This is a genomic window from Sphingomonas sp. Leaf33, from assembly GCF_001421785.1.
Taxonomy (GTDB): Bacteria; Pseudomonadota; Alphaproteobacteria; order Sphingomonadales; family Sphingomonadaceae; genus Sphingomonas.
Window position 1 is genome coordinate 578,280 of record NZ_LMLB01000001.1, and the last position, 20,147, is coordinate 598,426.

Below are 20,147 nucleotides of genomic sequence, written 5' to 3' on the forward strand. Positions count from 1 at the left end.
CGATATGCGCATCCTCCACCTCCTCGACCACGGCCTGCCGCTGCACAGCGGCTACACCTTTCGCACGCGCGCGATCCTGTCGGCGCAGATGCGGCGCGGGCACAGCGTCGCGGCGGTCACCGGCCCGCGCCACGGCGACGCCCGCGTAGCCCGCGAGACAATCGACGGCATCGATTTCTACCGCACCGCCTATACGCCGCACCTGCCCGCGCCCATCGGTGAGCTGGCCGAAATCGCTGCGTTCGCCAGACGCATCGGGCAGGTCGTCGACGACTTCCGCCCCGACGTGCTCCACGCGCATTCGCCGGTGCTCGATGCGCTGGCGGGGCTGGCCGTGTCGACGCGGCGCGGCATTCCGCTGGTCTATGAAATCCGTGCCTTCTGGGAGGATGCCGCGGTCGGCAACGGGACCGGGCGCGAGGGATCGGCGAAGTACCGCGCGACTCGCGCGCTGGAGACGTTCGCGGTCAAGCGCGCCGATGCCGTCGCGGTGATCTGCGAAGGGCTGCGCGGCGACCTGATCGCGCGCGGCATCGACGGGACCAAGATCATGGTGTCGCCCAACGGCGTCGACCTGACCCTGTTCGGCGAACCGCCCGCGCGCGACGATGCGCTGGCGAGCGAGCTGGGCCTGTCCGACGAGACCATCGGCTTCGTCGGCAGCTTCTACGACTACGAAGGCCTCGACCATCTGATCGCGGCGATGCCCGACCTGGTCGCGCGACGCCCGAAGCTGAAACTGGTGCTGGTCGGCGGGGGGCCGATGGAAGGGGCCTTGCGCGCGCAGGCCGCGGCGTCGAGCGCGGGGCACGCGATCCGCTTCGTCGGCCGTGTCGCGCATAGCGAGGTCGAGCGCTATTACGGCGTCATCGACCTGCTGGTCTATCCGCGCCGTCACATGCGGCTGACCGACCTGGTCACGCCGCTGAAACCGCTGGAGGCGATGGCGCAACGCCGGCTGGTCGCCGCATCCGATGTCGGCGGGCACCGCGAGCTGATTCGCGAGGGGCTGACCGGCACGCTGTTCGCCCCCGACGATCCTGCCGCATTGGCCGCCGCGGTCGCCGGCGTATTCGCGGATCGCTCAGGGTGGGATGCCCGCCGCGAGGCCGGCCGCGCCTTTGTCGAAGCCGAGCGCGACTGGGCGACCAATGTCGCTGGCTACGACCCCGTTTACCAAAAGGTGACGCGCGCCGGTGTAAGGACCAAACCATGGTTACGTTACCGATTCACCGGCCTGTAACGCTGGCGCTGACCCCGTCGCTGGGCGTCGCTGCTGCGGCGTGTGCCGCGACGATCTGCCTGGTGCTGCCCTCGGCCGTACTCGAGACGATCGTGCTGAACAGCGGCATCCCCGCAATCCTGCCCGCGGCCGAACCGCCGCTCGGCTACACTGCGCGCGTCGCGCTGGCGATGATCCTGGGCGGCGCAGCCGGCGCCGTCGTCTGGCTGGCGGCGTATCTGGCGTTCGGCGGCGACGGCATCGTCACGCTGAAGCCGCGCGTGCGGAGCCCCAAGCCGGTATCGACCGTCGATTCGGCGTCGCCCGCCCCGGTGCTGCGCCGCGCCGATGCGCATCCCGATGCGCCTGCGCGCGCGCCGCTCAATGCGACGCAGGAACTGGGCGCGTGGTTTCAGGACGCCTCGAAACGTCCGCCGGCCGAGCGTGCGCTGCCCAGGGATCTCGACGCCCCGCTGGCCGCCTTCGATCCCGCCGCGATCCCCGCGGTTCCTGCCGAGCCGCAACCGGCACTCGCGTCCTTGCAGCCGCGGCCGATCGCCGCCGCCGACCTCGAACCCGGCGAGCGGATCGACGCGTTCGAACTGGCGCGGCCTGCGGTCCGCACCGACACCGCCCCGATCGCGGCGCCGCGGACCGATGCGACGATCCACGCGCTGCTCGACCGGCTGGAACGGGGCGTCGCCGCCCGTCGCCAGGCCGATCCGGCGCGACCGTCGGTCGTCGGCGCGCTCGACGAACTGCGCCAGCTGGCGCGGCGGTAGCGAAACGGACGGGGCTTACACTCCATCCTCGACCGTCAGGATTTCCACCACGGCGCGGGATTCGCCGGATGCATGATGCTGCTCGACCAGGACCACGTCGGCGACCAGATGCGCCGGCATCGGCAGGTCGGCCTCCGCGAGTCCCGCCAGCCAGTCCCGCGCGCCCGCGCCGGCCACCATCACCTCCAGCCGATGCCGCGCCCCGGCAAAGGTCGCGCTTGCCCAGCGGGTCGACCGGATCGTCGCGATCGTCAGGGTGACGCCCGCCATGCCGGCATCCTTCACCAGCGCGCGTTCCAGCCGTGTCGCGGCGGTTGCGCGGCCGGTCATCGCATCCCCTCCGGATGCGCGGCGATGAAGGCTTCGATCCGCGCCACCGTCTCCGCCCGCGGCTGACGCCCGGCGATCAGGTCGTCGACCAGCCGGGGATCGTTGATCGTGCGGCGCCCGAAGGATGTCGGTCGCATCCCCGTGCATCGCAGATAACGCCGAACCGTGTTCACCAACATCCTGTCCTCCAAAGACTCGCAACCTCAATGTTCCACTAATGTTCTCGATGAATTTCCAACTTGTCTAGGATATTTCCTACAGATATTGTGCCGCTATGGACCCAATCGACCAACGCGCCGTGCTGGACGGCCTGATCGCCCGTGACGGTGTCAGCCTGTCGACGCTGTCACGCATGGTCGGGCGCAACGCGGCGTGGATGCAGCAGTATCTGCGGCGGGGGACGCCGCGCCTGTTGCCCGAGCGCGAACGCGGTCTGATCGCCGGGTTCTTCGGGGTGGACGAGGCGGTGCTGGGTGGCGCGACGCTGCCGACGATCGTCCGCGTGCCGCGCCTGGCGGTGTCGGTGTCGGCGGGGCCGGGGCGGCTGGTGACGAGCGAAGCGACGGTCGCGAGTGCGGGCTATGCCGCCGAGGATCTAGCGCGGCTGGGCATCCGGGCAAGCGATGCCGCTATCCTGGACGTGCGCGGCGAATCGATGCAGCCGACGCTGATCGATGGCGATCGCATCCTGGTCGATCGCGGCCAGCGCGTGCCGGGGCGCAAGACCGCGATCTGGGTGCTGCGCTGCGAGGACGAGTTGCTGGTCAAGCGGCTGGTGCGCGATGGCGACCAGTGGCGCATCCTGAGCGACAATGCGCCCGAGCGCCGGATGCCGCTGGCGCAGGTCGCGGTGCTGGGTCGCGTCGTCGAACTGGTGCGGCGGCTATAGCCTGTCGCGGTTCCGCGTCGGCGGGCGCGCAGCGGGATCAGCTTCTACGTCTGTCGCGCAGGTACAGCAGCACGCCGACGGCGATTCCCGCGAGCGCGCCGCCAATGAACCCCAGCGTCACCTGCCCCGTCGCCAGCCCGATCACGACGCCTGCGACCAGCAGCAGGATGAACGGCGCGCCGGCGCCAACGGGCTCGCGGGTAGGGGGTGTGTCGGCCATGGTGAATGCGCTGTGCCATGTCCCGCTTCCGGACGCCACCGTCCCGTTACGGGATGTCCGGGACGCCGCCGGACGTGTCCGGGCAGGGGCATTAACCCTCGTATCCCGCGGCCGGCGGGGCAAACCCTGTATCTGGCACGCCCATTGGAACGTGTGCGGGCGATGTACTTCGACGAAATCCTCGATATGCCCCTGCCGTATCTGGCGGGCCCCCAGGCCATTGCCGATGCGGACGCGCTGCTGGCCGAACATGGCGACGACGCCGGGATGGAAGCCGCGGCGCGCGCCGAGCACAGCCGCGACCAGGGCAATGCCGTGCAATTCTGCCACTGGCGCCAGATCGAGCGGCTGATCGTGCTGCTGGCGAGCGGGGACGTGGTCGGCACCGTCCACTAATCGATTGTCTGCCCTGACACGCCCGCGCTAGAGACGGGGGATGACCGGGCCCGTCCGCCGGCACCGCGCGCTGGCCTGTTGCCTGGCGTTCGTGCCGTTTCCCGCCCTTGCCCAGAGCGTGTCGCCCGCGCCGCAGACCCCCGCGCCTGCACCGCAGGGGGGAAGCGATACGCTCGACCCGATGTCGCCGATGACCGACATCCCCGGCATCGGCGTCGACTGGCCCGATCTGTCGAAAGCGCCGGCGGCGACCGATCCGGCATCGGACGCACGCGCCGATCTCGCGGCCGAGACGCGCTACAGCTACACGATCACCGGCATCGATGCGGTCGTGAGTCCGTTGCTGCGCGAGCGGTTCGACGCCGCATCCGTCCTGCGCGCCAACCGCGGCGACCCGGCCAACGCCGCGCAGATCGACCGGCGCGCGCGAGAGGACGCGGGGCTGCTGGAAACGCTGTTGAAGGCGGAGGGCTATTACGACGCGCGCATCGCGACGCGGGTCGAGCCGAGCGGCGGCGCGGTCGCCGTGACGCTCGATGTCGATGCCGGGCCGCTGTACCGCTTCGGCGGCGTGACCCTGGCCGGGGTCGAGCAGGCCGGGCCCAAAGCCGACGACCTGCGTGCCGCCTTCGGCTTGACGCCGCAGGCGCCGGTCAACAGCGACCAGATCGCCGCCGCCACCGACCGGCTGAAGACCGCGGTCGGCGAGGAGGGATTCGCCTTCGCCAAGGTCGGCGAGCCCGAGATCGTCGTCGATCGCGCGGCACGCACCGCGACGCTGGACCTGGCCGTCGCCCCGGGCACCGAACGCCGCTTCGGCCGCGTGACGATGACCGACACGCGCATCTTCGGCCCCGATCACGTCCAGGACATCGCGCGGTTCGTGCCGGGACAGGCTTTTACCGAAAGCGCGCTGGTCGATCTGCGCCGCGCGCTGATCCAGACGGGACTCGTCTCGTCGGCGAAGGTCGAGACGGTCGAGGGAGCGACGCCCGGCACGGTCGATGTCGCGGTGGCGCTGGAACCTGCGCCTCCGCGGACGATCGCGGGCGAGCTCGGCTACGGCACCGGCGAAGGCGCGCGCGCGGAGCTCAGCTGGACACATCGCAACCTGTTCCCGCCCGAAGGCGCACTGACCGTGCGCGGGGTGCTGGGCACGCGCGAGCAACTCGGCGCGCTGGTCTTCCGCCGCAACAATTTCCAGGGTCGCGACCGCGTCCTGACCGCGCAGCTGAGCGCCGCGCATACCGAACGCGACGCGTATCAAGCCGATACGCTGCAATTGTCGGGCTCGCTGGAGCGCCAGACCAACATCTTCTTCCAGAAGACCTGGACATGGTCGCTGGGCACGGAGCTGGTCGCGACGGACGAACGCGATGTCATACTGGATACCGGCCAGCCGCGGCGACAAACCTATTTCATCGCCGCATCGCCGACCAGCCTGACCTATGACGGGTCCGACGACCTGCTCAATCCGACCAACGGTTTCCGCCTGAGCGGACGGTTCAGCCCCGAACTGTCGCTGGTCGGCAGCGTGTTCGGCTATGCCCGCATCCAGGTCGACGGCAGCGTGTACCGCCCGGTCACCGACAGTGTCGTGCTGGCCGGGCGGGTGCGGCTGGGCACCATCGCCGGCGCACCGCGCGATGCCATCGCGCCGTCGCGGCGCTTCTACGCCGGCGGTGGCGCGTCGGTGCGCGGTTACGGCTTCCAGTCGATCGGCCCGCGCGACCCGAACAACGACCCGATCGGCGGGCGCAGCATCACCGAGTTCTCGATCGAGGCGCGGGTCAAGGCGTTCGGCAATTTCGGCGTCGTGCCGTTCTTCGATGCCGGCAACATCTACACCTCGCCGCTGCCGCAATTCTCGCGCTTCCGCTACGGCGCGGGCCTTGGCTTGCGCTATTATTCGAACTTCGGGCCGATCCGCATCGATGTCGGCACGCCGCTGAACCCGCAGCCGGGCGATCCTCGGATCGGCGTCTACGTATCGCTGGGGCAGGCGTTTTGAGCGAAGCGCCGACCGAGGATCACACGCCGCCGCCGCGCCCGGCGCACCGGTTGTGGATCGGGCGTTTCCTGGTCGCCGCGCTGCTGGTCGTCGCGGTGCTGCTGGCGGCCGCCGCGCTGCTCGATACGCAGATGGGGCATCGGTTCGTCGCCGACCGCATCGCCGCGCAGCGTCCGACCAACGGACTGCGCTATTCGGTCGGGCGGATCGAAGGGTCGCTGTACGGCAAGGCACGGCTGATCGACGTGCGCCTGCGCGATCCCGACGGGCTGGTGCTGCAGGTGCCGCGTGCCGAGCTCGACTGGCGACCCTTCGCGCTGGTCGCCGATCAGCTGGATATCCGCACGCTGACGATCCCCCAGGCGACACTGCTGAAGCTGCCGCGTCCGCTGAAGACGGGGCGCAAGGGCCCGATCCTGCCGCGGATCGACATCGCGATCGGCCAACTGCGCATCGATCGGCTGGATATCGCGCCTGCGGTCACCGGCATCGCGCGGACGGGGTCGCTGAGCGGCAATGCGGTCATCCGGTCGGGGCGGGCGATGGTCCGGCTGGACGCCGTGGTGCAGGGCAGCGACCGGCTGCGGCTGTTCCTGGATGCCGAGCCGGACCGCAATCGCTTCGATGTCGACGTATCGGCGCGCGGTGGTGCGCGGGGGGTGCTGGCCAAGCTGACCGGGATCGCCCGGCCGCTTGCCGCCGAAGTTCATGGCACCGGCGACTGGCGGCAATGGCGCGGCAACGCGCGGATGAACGCCGGGCAGGCGCGGATCGTCGATCTGGCGCTGGCCAATGATGCGGGCCGTTACGCCCTGAGCGGTACGCTGGCCCCGGCGAGCCTGGTCGGCGGCAAGCTCCAGCGGCTGAGTGCCCCGCGCATCCTGGTCAACGGTGCGGCGACGCTCGATCGGCGGCGACTGGACGGCACGCTGTCGCTGCGCTCGGGCGCGCTCAGCCTGGAAGCGACCGGCGAAGTCGATCTCGCCGCCAGCGTCTTCCGCAACGTGCGGATCGCCGGGCGCCTGCTTCGCCCGGCCGCGCTGTTCCCGGACACGTCCGGGCGAGACATCCAGTTGCGCGCGATCCTGGACGGAGCGTTCGCGACAGCCGGCATCGACTATCGCCTGACCGCCGCGCGTGTGCAGTTCGACGACACCGGCTTCGATTCCGTTCGCGTCGCCGGACGCTTCCGCCTGTCCGACCCACCGGTGATCGTCCCCGTCGACCTGACCGCCGCGCGGGTGACCGGGGTCGGCGACGTAGCGGGCGGCATCCTGCGCAACCTGCACGTCACCGGACCGCTCAGGGTGACCCCGCGCGATCTGACCGGCGACGGGCTGGTCCTGCGATCCGACAAGCTGAACGGCCGCATCACGCTGTTCCTCGACCTGCGCACCGGGCGGTATGACGTGGGCCTGAGCGGCGGGCTGCGCCGGTATCTGATCCCTGGCATCGGGCTGGTCGATGTCGAATCGCGATTAAGCGTCGTGCCGGGGCCGGGCGGCAAGGGCACGCGGGTCGTCGGGCGGGGCCAGGCGAGCGTCGTGCGGCTCGACAACGCGTTCTTCGCCGGCCTGACGAACGGCCTGCCGCGAATCACGACCGGGCTGGAGCGCGGCAACGACGGTATCCTCTACCTGCGCGGGCTGACGCTCACGTCGCCGGGGCTGACGCTCAGCGGCAACGGGTATCGCCGGCGGGATGGAACGTTCTTTTTCGAAGGATCGGGCGCCCAAGCGAAATACGGGGCGCTGACGCTCAAGCTCGACGGGCGGATCGAGCGGCCGACGATCGACCTGCTGCTGCGTCGTCCCGCCGATGCGCTGGGTCTGAGCGACGTGCGCGCGCATCTCGATCCGACGCCGCAGGGATTCGACTTCACCGCGGCGGGCGGATCGCGGCTGGGCGCGTTCCAGGCGGCAGGCGCCATTCTGCTGCCGGCGGGCGGCGACGCGCGTATCCAGGTCGCGCGGCTGGATGTCGCCGGTACGCGATCGACGGGCGCGCTGGACGTGGTGGAGGGCGGATTGAGCGGCAAGCTCGATGTCGCTGGGCGCGGGCTGGCCGGGTCGCTTGCCTTCCGGCCGCAGGGCGATGTCCAGCGGATCGACGTCCTGCTCGATGCGGACGCCGCCGACCTGAACGGCCTGCGCATCCGTCGCGGGCGGGTCGAGGCGGCGGTCCTGCTCGATCCCGCCGGCACGTCGATCGAGGCGACCATGACCGTGCAGGGGTTGCGCCGGGGCACGCTGTCGCTCGCGCGGGCCGCAGCGAACGTGAAGCTGGTCGGCGGGGTGGGTGAGATCCGCGCGTCGATCGCCGGCAGTCGCGGCCGCGCCTTTGCCATCCAGTCGGTGATCGCCGTCGCGCCGGATCGCTACACGGTGCAGGCGCAGGGGACCGTCGATCGCCGACCGATCGCGCTGACGACGCCTGCCGTGATCGTGCGCGATGGCGACGGCTGGCGGCTGGCGCCGGCGAAACTGACCTTTGCCGGCGGCGAGGCGCAGATCGGCGGGCGGTTCTCCAGTGCCGAGACCGCGATCGATGCCAGTCTCGCGCGGATGCCGCTGTCGGTGCTCGACATCGGCTATCCGGGGCTGGGGCTTGGCGGCAGCGCGACGGGGACGATGGCCTATGTCACGCGTGACGGCGCCGCGCCGACCGGCCGGATCGACATGACCGTGCGCGGCCTCACCCGCTCGGGCCTGGTGCTGTCGTCGCGTCCGATCGACGTCGGGATCGCCGGCACGCTGGATGCCACCCGTGCGGGCGTGCGCGCGGTGATGGCGAGCGGCGGGCAGACGATCGGCCGGGCGCAGATGCTGCTGTCGCCGCTGGGCCCTGGCGACCTGATGACGCGGCTGACCAATGCGCCGCTGTTCGGGCAGATCCGCTATTCCGGACCGGCCGACACGCTGTGGCGCCTGACCGGCATCGAGCTGTTCGACCTGTCCGGGCCGGTCGCGATCGGCGCGGACGTCAGCGGACGGCTGGCGAGCCCGCAGATCCGGGGTTCGCTGCGGACCCAGACCGCGCGGATCGAAAGCAGCACGACCGGCACCGTGCTGCGCAATCTGGCGGCGAGCGGCCGGTTCGGCGGATCGCGCCTTGTCATCGACCAGTTCACCGCGCAGGACAGCGGGACGGGGCGCGTGTCGGGCAGCGGCACATTCGACTTCGCCGCGGCGCGTGGTCTGGGCATCGACCTGTCGGTCCAGGCGGACGGCGCGCGCCTGATCGGTCGCGACGATATCTCGGCGACCGTGACCGGTCCGCTGCGCTTCAGCTCCGATGGGGCGGGCGGGATGATTTCGGGCCAGGTCGTCGTCGACCGCGGTCGCTACCGGCTGGGGCAGGCGGCGCAGGCGGTGCCGATCCCGCGGCTCAACATCCGCGAGATCAACGTGCCCGGCGGCGGGGACGAGGACGACTTACCTAGCGTGCCGTGGCAGCTCGATCTCGACGCGCGGATCGGCGAGGGGTTCGTCGTGCGCGGGCTGGGTCTCGACAGCCTGTGGTCAGGCAATCTCGAGATCGCCGGCGAGCCGACCAATCCGAAGATCACCGGTCGCCTGGACCTGGTCCGCGGCGATTACGAATTCGCCGGCCGCGAATTCGAGATCGACCGCGGCAACATCCGCTTCGACGGCAGCGTCCCCGCCAACCCCGCGCTCGACATCGCAGCGAACGCGAACACGCAAGGGCTGAACGCGACGATCCGCGTGACCGGCACGTCCGAGCGGCCCGAGATCGGCTTCACCAGCGTGCCCGCGCTGCCCGAGGACGAACTGCTGTCGCGGCTGCTGTTCGGCACATCGATCACCAGCCTGTCGGCGCCCGAGGCGTTGCAACTCGCCGCCGCGGTATCGGCGTTGCAGAACGGCGGCAACGGGCTGAACCCGATCAACGCGGTGCGCCGGGCCGCGGGCCTGGACCGGCTGCGCATCCTGCCTGCGGACCCGCAGACGGGAGCGGCGACATCGATCGCCGCGGGCAAGTTCCTGACGCGGCGGATCTATGCCGAGATCATCTCGGACGGGCAGGGCTATTCGGCGACGCGACTGGAATTCCAGGTCACGCGCTGGCTGTCGCTGCTGTCGTCGGTGTCGACGATCGGGCGGCAGAGCGTGAACGTGAGGGTGACCAAGGATTACTGAGCGGAGTGCGGGCGGCCAGCGATCTGCGCCAAGCAAATCGCGGACTCGCCACGTCGGGCAGCGGTGCCGGCGCAGCCGGCTCCGTCTGACAGCGTGGCGTCTATCTCTCTTCCGTTCGTGCTGAGCCTGTCGAAGCACCGCTCTGCGATACGCACGCCATGTCCTCGCAGCACGAAGAAGGGTGCTTCGACAAGCTCACCACGAACGGGGAGAGTTTCGGGACAGGTGTCGCGACGATTTCACCACTTCCTCACCTCCGCCTCATGCCGCTCACCCCGGCACCTGTCACACCGGGTCATCCCGATAACAGGAGAACCGACATGACCATTCTCACCCAAGATCCGCTCGGCCGACGCCTACGCATCGCCGCGTGGAGCGGCGCCGTCGCGCTGCTGGCGCTGCCGTTCGTCGCCATGCAGTTCACTCGCGAGGTGCAATGGACCGCGCTCGATTTCGTCGTCTTCGGCGCGATGCTGCTGGTCGCGGGCGGCGCCTTCGACCTGCTCACGCGAATGGCGGGCGGATGGCCGTACCGGATCGGCGCCGCGATCGGCGTTTTCGCAGGCTTCTTTCTCATCTGGGTCAATCTGGCGGTCGGTATCATCGGCAGCGAGGATAATCCCGCCAACCAGCTCTACGCCCTGGTCATCGCGATCGCGGTTGGCGGGGCGATCGTCAGCCATGCGCGCCCGAAGGGCATGGCCCGTACCTTCGCGCTCGCCGCCGCGGTGCAGCTTGCGATCGGCGCCCTGGCGCTTGCGATGGGCTGGGGCGAGGGCAGCCGCATATATCCGCGTGACATCATCGGAGCCACCCTGGTCATCACGACGTTATGGCTGGCAGCGGCCGGCGCCTTCGCCATTGCCGCGCGCAACGGAGACTGAACACATGAAGGCACGCGCGGCACGGATCGAGCGCACCGGCGGACCGGACGTGATCCAGTGGGTCGATGTCGATCTGCCCGAACCCGGCGAAGGCGAGGTGATGCTGCGCCACACCGCTGTCGGGCTGAACTACATCGACGCCTATTACCGCAGCGGGCTGTATCCGGTCGACCTGCCCACGGGCCTGGGCAGCGAAGCGGCGGGTGTGGTCGAGGCGGTCGGGCCGGGCGTGACCGCGGTGAAGCCCGGCGACCGCGTCGGCACGTTCGGCCCGACCCGCGGCGCCTATGCGACGGCGCGGATTGTGAAGGACGCTGCCCTCGTGCCGCTTCCGCAAGACATCGACGATCGCACCGCAGCGGCGCTGCTGTTGAAGGGCGGGACGACCGAATTCCTGGTCGACCGCTGTGCAAACGTCCAGCCGGGCCAGAGCGCCCTGGTCTGGGCCGCGGCGGGCGGCGTCGGGCATCTGCTGGTCGGCTGGCTGAAGGCGCGCGGCGCCACCGTCATCGGCATCGCCGGCGGGGCCGAAAAGGGCGCGGACGCCAAGCGTGCCGGCGCCGACCATGTGCTCGACCACCGCAGCGACGATATCACCGCGCGCGTGCGCGAGATCACCGGTGGCGCCGGCGTCGATGTCGTGTTCGATGGCGTTGGCAAGGCGAGTTGGGAGACATCGCTGAAGTCGGCAAGGCGTCGCGGGCTGATCGTCAGCTTCGGTAACGCATCGGGCGCGGTGGACGGCGTGAACCTCGGCACGCTCTCGGCGCACGGATCGTTGTTCGTCACGCGCCCGACGTTGTTCGATTATTATGTCACGCCGGACGAACGCGCGGCCGGGTTCGACGCGGTATTCGGCATGGTCCGCGACGGCCACATCCGGCCGGAGATCGGCCAGACCTTTGCGCTGGAGGATGCCGCCGATGCCCACCGCGCGATGGAGGCGGGCGAGACGCGCGGGAGTACGCTGCTGATCCCGGCTTGACCCCCGTCCATTCGCCCTGAGCTTGTCGAAGGGCTGCCCGTTTTCTTCGCGCCCTGTGCTTGCGGATAGAAAGAAGGGCAGTGCTTCGACACGCTCAGCACGAACGGATTTTGGTGTGCCCTTCACTCAACCCGGGTAATTCGCGCCCTTGAGCAACCCCGCCAGATGCGCGGCATTCGACGCGACCATCTTCGCGGTCTTCGTCACCTTTTCGGGTGTTTCCGGCAGGTCCTGGAAATCGACCGATCCCATCGCCTCGCCGACCCAGTAGCACGCGGCGACCGCCGGGATGGTCCAGCCGGTGTCGTTCAGCGACTGGAACAGTTGCGCCGAGCTGAAATGTGCGCCGTCCTCGTTGCCGACGATCGCTGCGACGGCAACCTTCCCGTACGACGGCATCCGACCCTGGTCGTCGGTTTCGCCGATGAAGGCGTCCATCCGCTCCAGCACGCGTTTCGCGATGCTGCCGATCTGGCCCATCCAGATCGGGCCACCGAAGATCAGGATGTCGTGGTCGAGGATCTTCTTGCGCATCAGCGGCCAGTCGTCGCCCGGGCCTTCGTTGCTGGTGACGCCGGGCTTCACGTCGCAGGCGGCGACGCGGATCGTCTCGGTCAGTTCGACGTCATGTTCGGCGAACGCGCTTTCCAGCACCGCGATCATCGCGTCGGTCGAGCTCTTGTCGGCGGCGTTTGCCTTCAGGGTACAGTTGAGAGCGATCGCCTTCAGCTTGGCCATGTCATGTCTCCGGGAGCAGGGTCCCGGACAGACGCGTCACCGCCGCGAGCGTTCCTTCGATAGCCGGCTAAGGAGCGCTGCCGAACGCAGTGCCTGGCGGGGGATCGAGGCGAGGTCCACCCATTCGCCCTCCGCATGGGCACCGGTGCCGGCGGCACCCAGTCCGCCGATCGTCGCGACATCGGCCGCGACGAAGCCCGAATCCGCCGCGCCGCGCTTCAGCGGGTCGAGCGGCGGCGTCTCGGGCAGGCCCAGGTCGCGGTTGACCGCGTTCAGCTTGGCCAGCAGCGCGGTGTTGGCATCGGTCGGCGCCATCGGCGGGTAGCTGTCGGAGAAGCTGAGCGTCGCCGACGTGAGCGGCAGGTGTTGCCCGACGATGCCCGCCATCTTGGCCCGCACGCCCGCATCCTGTTCGGGCGTCAGCGTGCGCAGGTCGCCGCGGGCGATCGCGTCGGCTGCGATGACGTTGGTCTTGCCCGTCGCGGTCACGTCGACCCCGGCCGCGTCGATCGTCGCCGGCGTGCCGCCGGCCAGCACGCCGACATTATAGGTCAGATTGGGCTCTGGCAGGTCACGGCGAAACTGATCGAGGATGCGCGCCATCTCGTAGATCGCGCCATATCCCATCTTCTCGTTGAAGATGCCGGCCGAATGGCCGGTCTTGCCCTTCGTGCGCAGTTCCCAGCTTGCCGCGCTCCGCCGGGCGATCGTGCCCCATTCCTTGCCGTCCTCGACGTACAGCCCTTCATATTCCAGCGCATAGTCGGCCGCCTTGCCCGCCGCGACCAAGCCACCGCGCGCAACGCTGAGCGGTGTCCCGGTCTTCTCCTCGTCACCGGTCAGGTACACGGTGATGGCGGCATCCTTCAGCGTGCCTGCCGCCTGCATCGCCCGCAGCGCCGCGACGATGACGACCAGGCCGCCCTTGTCGTCGCCCGATCCCGGTCCGGTCAGCCTGGTCCCCGCGCGCACGGCCTTCTGGAACGGCGATGATGGCTCGAACACGGTGTCGAGGTGTCCGATCAGCAGGAGTTTCGCGCCCTTGCCGGGCTTGGTCGCAACCAGATGTCCCGCACGGCCGGCAGCCGACTGGTCCTCCCAGGTGACGGCGAAGCCCAGCGGCTCCAGCTCGGCGCGCATCATCGCCCCGACCTTCGTCACGCCATCCAGGTTCAACGAGCCGGAGTTCTGCTTCACGAGGCGCGTCAGCAGGTCGATCGTGCGGGTGTCCTCCGCAGCGATGGTCTTGCGCATCGTTGCGACCTGCGCAGGGGTCTGGGCGGCGGCAGGGGAGGCGGTCAGGACCAGAGCGAAGAAAGCGGCGGCGTGTTTCATGGCGACAGGCTATCACGATCACAGCGCTTGTCGACATGAAAGCGATCGCTTTCACGATTTTTCTTGCAAGCGAGCGCATACATTGACATTGATGACAGCGAACGCTGGCATGATGAGCGACTGTGATGCGGGTGAAGACCGTCAAGGACATCGGACTCCTGATCCGCGATCGCCGTCGGACCCTGGGCTGGGATCAGCAGATGCTGGCCGACCGGGTCGGCGTCAGTCGGCTGTGGATCAGCGAGGTCGAGAATGGCAAGCCGCGCGTTCAGCTCGACCTCGTCCTCCGGGCGCTGGCAGTGCTCGACCTGCCGGTCGATATCGGCAGTGTCCGCCCGGTGATGGAGGAGAGTCGATCGGCCACGCTTATCCGCCGCGCGCTGTCGGATCTGTGATGCGATGAACGAACTCGTCGTTCTGCTGGATGCGAAGCGCGCAGGGGTTGTCCGCTACGCCAACGATCGCCTGTCGTTTTCGTATGACGACGCTTGGCGCGCCGACCCTGACGCCTACCCGTTGTCCCTGTCGATGCCACTGGCGCTGCGCGATCATGATGATCTGCCGATCCGCGCCTTCATCTGGAACCTGCTGCCCGACAATGATCGGACGCTCGACCGCTGGGCGCGGCAGTTTCACGTCTCTGCCCGAAATCCCTTCCGACTGATCGCCGCGGTAGGGGAGGATTGTGCGGGGGCGGTCCAGTTCGTGATGCCCGAGCGCGCCGACGTTCTGATAGCCGAGGGGCCGGACAGCGGCGACGTTGCCTGGATCGACGAAGCCGAGGTCGCCCGACGGCTGCGCTCGGTCCTCGACGATGCCGCCAGTGGCCGGACGGCGGGTGACAATGGGCAATTCAGCCTTGCCGGCGCCCAGCCGAAGACCGCCCTGCTGTTCGAAGACGGCCGGTGGGGCATCCCGTCTGGACGAATCCCGACGACGCACATCCTGAAACCCCCGGCACGGGCGCTGCCCGGGCATGCCGAAAACGAGCATTTCTGCCTTAACCTTGCGCGCAGGATGGGCTTGCGGGCCGCGCGGTCGCAGGTTCGCGGGTTCGAGGATCAACTTGCCATCGTCGTTACCCGCTACGATCGCGTACGGCTTCCCGGCGAATCCTGGGTGCGGCTCCATCAGGAGGATATGTGCCAGGCGCTCGGCGTGCTGCCGCAGAAGAAATACCAGAATGAAGGCGGACCCGGTCCCGAGGCGATCGTGGCGCTGCTGCGGGAGCAGGGCTCCATGGCTGTGGACGGCGGGGACATGGCGGATGCCGATGTCGATCGCTTCGTCGATGCGCTGATGTTCAACTGGCTGATCGCCGGCACCGACGCCCATGCCAAGAACTACAGCCTGTTGATCGGCGGGCTCGGCACCGTCGTCCTGGCGCCGCTATATGATATCGCCAGCGCCTTCGGGCTTGCCGACATCGCGCCGCAGAAGATGAAGCTGGCGATGAAGATCAACGACTATCCCGTCGCGCGCGTCCTGCCGCATCATTGGCAGGAATGGTCGGAGCGGGTGGGACTGGAAAGCTGGGAGGTGCTCAACCGATTGTTCGCCATGGCCGAATCTCTGCCGGCGGCAATCGATAGGGTGGCTGCGGAGATGCGCGGCGAGGGGTTGGATCACCCGGTGATCGACCGTCTGGCGACGATCCTGACGGATCGGGCGAAGCGGATCGCGGCGATGGGTTGAAGAAAGGGCGCCCGGATCGCTCCGGACGCCCTTTTCAAATCCCGCCGCGGCGAAGCCGCGTTGTCGGTCGTAGCTGGGCTACGCCGGCCGGGCTGGCGGTGTCTCGCGGATAGCTTGCGCTATCCGCGTGCACCTTAGCCGCTGTAGTACATGTCGAATTCGACCGGGCTCGGCGTCATTTCCCAGCGGGCGACGTCGGCGCGCTTGATCTCGACATAGGCTTCGATCTGGTCCTTGGTGAACACGTCGCCCTTCAGCAGGAAGTCCATGTCGGCTTCCAGGCAGTCGAGCGCCTCGCGCAGCGACCCCGCGACGGTCGGCACTTCGGCCAGTTCGGCCGGCGGCAGGTCGTACAGGTTCTTGTCCATCGCCTCGCCCGGATGGATCTTGTTCTGGATGCCGTCCAGGCCTGCCATCAGCAGCGCGGCATAGGCGAGGTACGGGTTGGCCAGCGCGTCGGGGAAGCGCACTTCGACGCGCTTCGCCTTGGCGCCCGTGCCGTACGGGATACGGCACGATGCCGAGCGGTTGCGGCTCGAATAGGCAAGCAGCACCGGCGCTTCATAGCCCGGGACCAGCCGCTTGTAGCTGTTGGTCGTCGGGTTGGTGAAGGCGTTGACCGCCTTCGCGTGCTTGATGATGCCGCCGATGAAGTACAGGCACATGTCGCTGAGGCCCGCATAGCCGTTGCCAGCGAACAGCGGGGTCTTGCCTTCCCAGATCGAGAAGTGCGTGTGCATCCCCGAGCCGTTATCTTCCTTGATCGGCTTCGGCATGAACGTCGCCGTCTTGCCATAGGCGTGCGCGACCTGGTGGACGACGTACTTGTAGATCTGCATGCGGTCGGCAGTCGTCGTCAGCGTGCCGAAGGTCAGGCCCAGCTCGTGCTGCGCGGCGGCGACCTCGTGGTGGTGCTTGTCGCAGGGCAGACCCATTTCGAGCATGGTCGACACCATCTCGCCGCGGATGTCGACGGCGCTATCGACCGGCGCGACGGGGAAGTAGCCGCCCTTGGCGCGCGGACGGTGCGCCATGTTGCCGCCTTCATATTCGCGGCCCGAATTGCCCGGCAGTTCGATGTCGTCGAGCTTGTAGTAGCTGGACGAATAGGTGTTCTCGAACCGCACGTCGTCGAACATGAAGAATTCGGCTTCGGGGCCAACGTACACGGTGTCGCCGATGCCCAGAGTCTTGACGTACGCCTCGGCGCGCTTGGCAGTCGTGCGCGGATCGCGGGTATAGCCCTCGCCGGTCGACGGCTCCAGGATGTCGCAGAACACGATCAGCATCGGGGTGGCCGAGAACGGATCGGTGTAGACCGCGTCCAGATCCGGCTTCAGGATCATGTCGGATTCGTTGATCGCCTTCCAGCCCTCGATCGACGAACCGTCGAACATCAGGCCGTCGGTCCACTCGTCCTCGCCCATCACGCTCGCGACCATGGTCAGGTGCTGCCACTTGCCCTTGGGATCGGTGAAGCGCAGATCGACCCACTCGATCTCTTCGTCCTTGATCTTCTGCAGTACGTCGCTGGCCGTATTCGCCATGGTTATGCCCTTCGTTCTGGATGGAACGCCGCCCGCCGGGACGGCAGAATCATGTTGCGCCGCAGCGCCGCGCTTTTCACCGAAAGTTGCTGGCCGTCAAATCGCGTTCTCGTTGCGCTCGCCGGTGCGGATGCGCAACGCCGTCTCGATCGGGATCACGAAGATCTTGCCGTCGCCGATGCGGCCGGTCTGGGCGGCGGCGGCGATCGCTTCGACCACGCGGTCGGCCAGCGCGTCCTCGACGACGACTTCCAGCTTCACCTTCGGCAGGAAATCGACGACGTATTCGGCGCCGCGATACAGTTCGGTGTGACCCTTCTGCCGACCAAAGCCCTTGGCCTCGGTCACGGTGATGCCGCTGACGCCCACGTCGTGCAGCGCTTCCTTCACTTCATCGAGCTTGAACGGCTTGATGATGGCTTCGATCTTTTTCACGTGAATTCTACCCCCGGCTGCCGGACCGGCGCCAATCTCTCCGATCCCGCGCGTTGCAGCAAGCGTGCCAGACGCCGAATGGTCGATTCCCTGGATGTTGCCGGGATGATCGCGCGCGGCCGTGCCTTGAAAACGGGCAATACACCCGCACATGCCCGAATATGCGGCACCGTAACCATGTGATCGACCGTCCCGACCATTGGCTCGCGCCGCACGATCTGCGCGCGGCGGGTGTCGCGCAGCGCGAGATCGCCGAGGCGGCGGAGGACGCCGACCGATTCGGCACGATCGCGACGATCGCCGGCGTCGATACGTCGATGAAATGGCGTGACAGCCGCGGGCCGATCCACGCCGCCGCCGCGCCGATCGGCTGGCCCCGCGCGGCGCCACGGCCGGCAGCGAGCGTGTCGATGATCCCGGCGATCCCGTACATCCCCGGCTATCTGGGCTTCCGCGAAGCCCCGGCGATCATCCAGGCGGTCGATCGACTGGAGCGCCGCCCCGACCTGCTGATCGTCGATGGCCACGGCCGCCCGCACCCGCGCCGCTGCGGCATCGCGGTGCATGTCGGCGTGCTGCTGGACATCCCCAGCATCGGCTGTGCGAAGTCGATCCTGTGCGGTGAGGTCGAGGGTGAACTGGGCCCCAACGTCGGTGACCGCGCGCCCATAGTCGATCGTGGCGAACTGGTCGGCTACGCGGTGCGCACGCGACCGAAGACCACGCCCGTCTACATCGGCAGCGGCCACCGCATTTCGCTCGACACCGCGGTCGACTGGATTCTCAAACTCAGCGACGGCCGCCGCCTGCCGCTGCCGATCCGGCTGGCCCATGACGCGGCCAACGCCGCGCGGCGGGAGTACGAAGCCGCCGCTCAATAAGGCGGTCGGTCGAACCCGGCGGGGCTGGTGGTGAAGATCTCGCAGCCGTCTTCGGTGATGCCGATCGAATGTTCGAACTGCGCCGACAGCGACCGGTCGCGCGTCACGGCGGTCCAGCCGTCGTCGAGCAGCTTCACGTCCGGGCGACCGATGTTGATCATCGGTTCGATGGTGAAGAACATGCCCGGCCGCAGCTCAGGCCCGGTGCCGGGGCGGCCGACGTGGACGACTTCCGGCGCGTCGTGGAACAGCTGGCCGAGACCATGGCCGCAGAAATCGCGGACGACGCCGTAGCGGTGCTTTTCGGCGTGCTGCTGGATCGCGTGGGCGACGTCGCCCATGTGGTTGCCCGGCTTCGCCTGCTCGATGCCGAGCATCAGGCATTCGTAGGTGACGTCGACCAGCCGCTTCGCCTTGATCGGCACCGCGTCGCCGACCAGGTACATGCGGCTGGAATCGCCGTGCCAGCCATCGACGATCGGCGTCACGTCGATGTTGACGATGTCGCCGTCCTTCAGCGTGCGGTCGCTGGGGATGCCGTGGCAGACGACGTGGTTGATCGAGATGCAGGTGCTGTGCGTGTAGCCGCGATAGCCGAGCGTTGCCGGGACTCCGTCGCGCGCGAGCATCTCGCGGTGGACGATGTCGTTCAGTTCCTGCGTCGTCACGCCAGGCACCACGTGCGGCACGATGGCGTCGAGCACTTCGGCCGCCGCGCGTCCGGCCTTGCGCATCCCGGCGAAGCCGGCGGGGCCGTGCAGGCGGATGGCCCCGGTGCGGGCCAGCGGAGCGTCGTCGGTCACATAATCGGTCATGTCCGCGCATATAGCGAGGTGGACCGGCTTTCGCTATGTCGGCGCGCATGAACGAACGCATCTGGACCGCCGCCCTGATCGTCATCGGTGACGAAATCCTGTCGGGCCGCACGCAGGACAAGAATATCGCGCAGCTGGCGAGCTGGCTGAACGTCCAGGGCATCCGACTGGCCGAGGTCAGGGTCGTGGCCGACGTCGAGGACGCGATCGTTGAGGCGGTGAACGCCCTGCGCGCGCGGAACGACTATCTGTTCACCACCGGCGGGATCGGCCCGACGCACGACGACATCACCGTAGATGCGATCGCCAAGGCGCTGGGCGTCGCGGTCGAGGTCCACCCGGACGCGCGGGCGACGCTGGAGCGCTATTACGAAACCCGCGGCGGGCTGACCGACGCGCGGCTGCGCATGGCTCGGGTGCCGGCAGGCGCTACGCTGATCGAGAACCGCGTCTCTGGCGCGCCCGGCATCCGCCATGGCAACATCTTCATCATGGCGGGCGTGCCGCACATCACCGCCGGTATGCTCGATGCGCTGACGGGCACGCTGGAGGGCGGGCGCCCGGTGCAGTCGGTGACGCTCGGTTGCTGGGTGGCCGAAAGCGAGGTCGCCGACACGCTGCGCAGCGTGGAAAAGGATCACCGCGGCACCGACGGTGGCGAAGTGTCGATCGGCAGCTACCCCTTTTTCCGCGATGGGCGGACGGGCGCGAACTTCGTCGTCCGCTCGCCCGACGCCGACCTGCTGGAGGCGTGCGTCACCGACCTCGCCGCGCGCCTGACCGATCTGGGCCATCCGGTGACGCGCGACGGGATCTGAGGCG

General features: G+C 68.6%; 20 protein-coding genes. 12 read left to right on the plus strand and 8 right to left on the minus strand.

What is annotated here, in order from left to right:
• Positions 1-4 precede the first annotated feature (4 nt).
• Together ASE86_RS02895 and ASE86_RS02900 are read left to right on the plus strand one after the other, a co-directional pair.
• On the plus strand, positions 5-1,243 hold the full coding sequence (locus tag ASE86_RS02895) for a TIGR04063 family PEP-CTERM/XrtA system glycosyltransferase (RefSeq protein ID WP_056422097.1): 1,239 nt from the start codon (positions 5-7) through the stop codon (positions 1,241-1,243).
• Positions 1,213-2,004: a hypothetical protein gene (locus ASE86_RS02900; RefSeq protein ID WP_156347006.1), complete on the plus strand. Its 792-nt coding sequence runs from the start codon at positions 1,213-1,215 to the stop codon at positions 2,002-2,004. The genes ASE86_RS02895 and ASE86_RS02900 overlap by 31 nt, the downstream gene beginning before the upstream one ends.
• A 15-nt stretch (positions 2,005-2,019) precedes the next feature.
• On the opposite strand, the gene ASE86_RS02905 is transcribed toward ASE86_RS02900, so the two are convergent.
• Together ASE86_RS02905 and ASE86_RS02910 are read right to left on the minus strand one after the other, a co-directional pair.
• Positions 2,020-2,334, minus strand: a complete 315-nt coding sequence (locus ASE86_RS02905; RefSeq protein WP_056422102.1) for a hypothetical protein — start codon at positions 2,332-2,334, stop codon at positions 2,020-2,022.
• Positions 2,331-2,471 carry a hypothetical protein gene (locus tag ASE86_RS02910; protein ID WP_235523968.1) on the minus strand — a complete coding sequence of 47 codons (141 nt, stop codon included), beginning with the start codon at positions 2,469-2,471 and terminating at the stop codon, positions 2,331-2,333. Before ASE86_RS02910 ends, ASE86_RS02905 begins: the two co-directional genes overlap by 4 nt.
• Before the next feature lie 137 nt (positions 2,472-2,608).
• Between ASE86_RS02910 and ASE86_RS02915 the strand changes: the two genes are divergently transcribed.
• Positions 2,609-3,223: a helix-turn-helix transcriptional regulator gene (locus tag ASE86_RS02915; RefSeq protein ID WP_056422109.1), complete on the plus strand. Its 615-nt coding sequence runs from the start codon at positions 2,609-2,611 to the stop codon at positions 3,221-3,223.
• Between the two features lie 37 nt (positions 3,224-3,260).
• Here ASE86_RS02915 and ASE86_RS02920 read toward each other — a convergent pair whose 3' ends face one another.
• Positions 3,261-3,443: a hypothetical protein gene (locus tag ASE86_RS02920; RefSeq protein ID WP_056422113.1), complete on the minus strand. Its 183-nt coding sequence runs from the start codon at positions 3,441-3,443 to the stop codon at positions 3,261-3,263.
• Positions 3,444-3,605: 162 nt separating this feature from the next.
• On the opposite strand from ASE86_RS02920, the gene ASE86_RS02925 reads away from it, so the two are divergent.
• The 5 genes from ASE86_RS02925 (at position 3,606) to ASE86_RS02945 (ending at position 11,879) form a co-directional block, all read left to right on the plus strand.
• Entirely contained in the window at positions 3,606-3,839 is a 234-nt protein-coding gene (locus ASE86_RS02925) for a hypothetical protein (RefSeq protein WP_235523969.1), read from the plus strand.
• 40 nt (positions 3,840-3,879) lie between these two features.
• Positions 3,880-5,850 carry an autotransporter assembly complex protein TamA gene (locus ASE86_RS02930; RefSeq protein WP_056422116.1) on the plus strand — a complete coding sequence of 657 codons (1,971 nt, stop codon included), beginning with the start codon at positions 3,880-3,882 and terminating at the stop codon, positions 5,848-5,850.
• Positions 5,847-10,010, plus strand: a complete 4,164-nt coding sequence (locus tag ASE86_RS02935) for a translocation/assembly module TamB domain-containing protein (protein ID WP_235523970.1) — start codon at positions 5,847-5,849, stop codon at positions 10,008-10,010. Before ASE86_RS02930 ends, ASE86_RS02935 begins: the two co-directional genes overlap by 4 nt.
• Positions 10,011-10,168: 158 nt before the next feature.
• The gene (locus tag ASE86_RS02940; protein WP_156347007.1) at positions 10,169-10,894 is read left to right on the plus strand and encodes a hypothetical protein; all 726 of its coding nucleotides are present in this window, start codon (positions 10,169-10,171) and stop codon (positions 10,892-10,894) included.
• 4 nt (positions 10,895-10,898) lie between these two features.
• Positions 10,899-11,879, plus strand: coding sequence for a quinone oxidoreductase family protein (locus ASE86_RS02945; RefSeq protein WP_056422122.1), 981 nt, complete (start codon positions 10,899-10,901; stop codon positions 11,877-11,879).
• A gap of 126 nt (positions 11,880-12,005) precedes the next feature.
• Here the strand turns inward: ASE86_RS02945 and ASE86_RS02950 are convergent, their stop codons facing one another.
• Both ASE86_RS02950 and ASE86_RS02955 read right to left on the minus strand, forming a co-directional pair.
• Entirely contained in the window at positions 12,006-12,617 is a 612-nt protein-coding gene (locus tag ASE86_RS02950) for a flavodoxin family protein (protein ID WP_056422124.1), read from the minus strand.
• A gap of 36 nt (positions 12,618-12,653) precedes the next feature.
• Positions 12,654-13,952: a M20/M25/M40 family metallo-hydrolase gene (locus ASE86_RS02955; RefSeq protein WP_056422127.1), complete on the minus strand. Its 1,299-nt coding sequence runs from the start codon at positions 13,950-13,952 to the stop codon at positions 12,654-12,656.
• 125 nt (positions 13,953-14,077) lie between these two features.
• Here ASE86_RS02955 and ASE86_RS02960 point away from each other — a divergent pair, with 125 nt between their 5' ends.
• Both ASE86_RS02960 and ASE86_RS02965 read left to right on the plus strand, forming a co-directional pair.
• Positions 14,078-14,347 carry a type II toxin-antitoxin system Y4mF family antitoxin gene (locus ASE86_RS02960; protein ID WP_056422131.1) on the plus strand — a complete coding sequence of 90 codons (270 nt, stop codon included), beginning with the start codon at positions 14,078-14,080 and terminating at the stop codon, positions 14,345-14,347.
• Between the two features lie 4 nt (positions 14,348-14,351).
• Positions 14,352-15,647: a type II toxin-antitoxin system HipA family toxin gene (locus ASE86_RS02965; protein WP_056422133.1), complete on the plus strand. Its 1,296-nt coding sequence runs from the start codon at positions 14,352-14,354 to the stop codon at positions 15,645-15,647.
• 134 nt (positions 15,648-15,781) lie between these two features.
• Here the strand turns inward: ASE86_RS02965 and glnA are convergent, their stop codons facing one another.
• Both glnA and ASE86_RS02975 read right to left on the minus strand, forming a co-directional pair.
• Positions 15,782-17,194: a type I glutamate--ammonia ligase gene (gene glnA, locus ASE86_RS02970; RefSeq protein ID WP_056422139.1), complete on the minus strand. Its 1,413-nt coding sequence runs from the start codon at positions 17,192-17,194 to the stop codon at positions 15,782-15,784.
• Positions 17,195-17,290: 96 nt separating this feature from the next.
• Positions 17,291-17,629 carry a P-II family nitrogen regulator gene (locus ASE86_RS02975; protein ID WP_056422141.1) on the minus strand — a complete coding sequence of 113 codons (339 nt, stop codon included), beginning with the start codon at positions 17,627-17,629 and terminating at the stop codon, positions 17,291-17,293.
• A gap of 161 nt (positions 17,630-17,790) precedes the next feature.
• On the opposite strand from ASE86_RS02975, the gene ASE86_RS02980 reads away from it, so the two are divergent.
• Complete coding sequence (locus ASE86_RS02980) at positions 17,791-18,510, plus strand: endonuclease V (protein ID WP_056422144.1); 720 nt, start codon at positions 17,791-17,793, stop codon at positions 18,508-18,510.
• Here ASE86_RS02980 and map read toward each other — a convergent pair.
• A complete protein-coding gene (gene map, locus ASE86_RS02985; RefSeq protein WP_056422147.1) occupies positions 18,504-19,325 on the minus strand; it encodes a type I methionyl aminopeptidase in 822 nt (273 codons plus the stop codon). The two genes, ASE86_RS02980 and map, sit on opposite strands and share 7 nt — an antisense overlap.
• A 47-nt stretch (positions 19,326-19,372) precedes the next feature.
• Between map and ASE86_RS02990 the strand changes: the two genes are divergently transcribed.
• The gene (locus ASE86_RS02990) at positions 19,373-20,143 is read left to right on the plus strand and encodes a competence/damage-inducible protein A (protein WP_056426520.1); all 771 of its coding nucleotides are present in this window, start codon (positions 19,373-19,375) and stop codon (positions 20,141-20,143) included.
• The last annotated feature ends 4 nt before the right edge of the window (positions 20,144-20,147 follow it).

Bases quoted from the DNA above. Each gene is read 5' to 3' on its own strand.
- map (WP_056422147.1), bottom strand. From the start codon at position 19,325: ATGACCGATTATGTGACCGACGACGCTCCGCTGGCCCGCACCGGGGCC.
- ASE86_RS02960 (WP_056422131.1), top strand. From the start codon at position 14,078: ATGCGGGTGAAGACCGTCAAGGACATCGGACTCCTGATCCGCGATCGC.
- ASE86_RS02925 (WP_235523969.1), top strand. From the start codon at position 3,606: ATGTACTTCGACGAAATCCTCGATATGCCCCTGCCGTATCTGGCGGGC.
- ASE86_RS02955 (WP_056422127.1), bottom strand. From the start codon at position 13,952: ATGAAACACGCCGCCGCTTTCTTCGCTCTGGTCCTGACCGCCTCCCCT.
- ASE86_RS02980 (WP_056422144.1), top strand. From the start codon at position 17,791: ATGCGGCACCGTAACCATGTGATCGACCGTCCCGACCATTGGCTCGCG.
- ASE86_RS02900 (WP_156347006.1), top strand. From the start codon at position 1,213: ATGGTTACGTTACCGATTCACCGGCCTGTAACGCTGGCGCTGACCCCG.
- ASE86_RS02990 (WP_056426520.1), top strand. From the start codon at position 19,373: ATGAACGAACGCATCTGGACCGCCGCCCTGATCGTCATCGGTGACGAA.
- ASE86_RS02950 (WP_056422124.1), bottom strand. From the start codon at position 12,617: ATGGCCAAGCTGAAGGCGATCGCTCTCAACTGTACCCTGAAGGCAAAC.
- ASE86_RS02915 (WP_056422109.1), top strand. From the start codon at position 2,609: ATGGACCCAATCGACCAACGCGCCGTGCTGGACGGCCTGATCGCCCGT.
- glnA (WP_056422139.1), bottom strand. From the start codon at position 17,194: ATGGCGAATACGGCCAGCGACGTACTGCAGAAGATCAAGGACGAAGAG.
- ASE86_RS02940 (WP_156347007.1), top strand. From the start codon at position 10,169: ATGTCCTCGCAGCACGAAGAAGGGTGCTTCGACAAGCTCACCACGAAC.
- ASE86_RS02920 (WP_056422113.1), bottom strand. From the start codon at position 3,443: ATGGCCGACACACCCCCTACCCGCGAGCCCGTTGGCGCCGGCGCGCCG.
- ASE86_RS02895 (WP_056422097.1), top strand. From the start codon at position 5: ATGCGCATCCTCCACCTCCTCGACCACGGCCTGCCGCTGCACAGCGGC.
- ASE86_RS02945 (WP_056422122.1), top strand. From the start codon at position 10,899: ATGAAGGCACGCGCGGCACGGATCGAGCGCACCGGCGGACCGGACGTG.
- ASE86_RS02910 (WP_235523968.1), bottom strand. From the start codon at position 2,471: ATGCGACCGACATCCTTCGGGCGCCGCACGATCAACGATCCCCGGCTG.
- ASE86_RS02905 (WP_056422102.1), bottom strand. From the start codon at position 2,334: ATGACCGGCCGCGCAACCGCCGCGACACGGCTGGAACGCGCGCTGGTG.
- ASE86_RS02965 (WP_056422133.1), top strand. From the start codon at position 14,352: ATGAACGAACTCGTCGTTCTGCTGGATGCGAAGCGCGCAGGGGTTGTC.
- ASE86_RS02930 (WP_056422116.1), top strand. From the start codon at position 3,880: ATGACCGGGCCCGTCCGCCGGCACCGCGCGCTGGCCTGTTGCCTGGCG.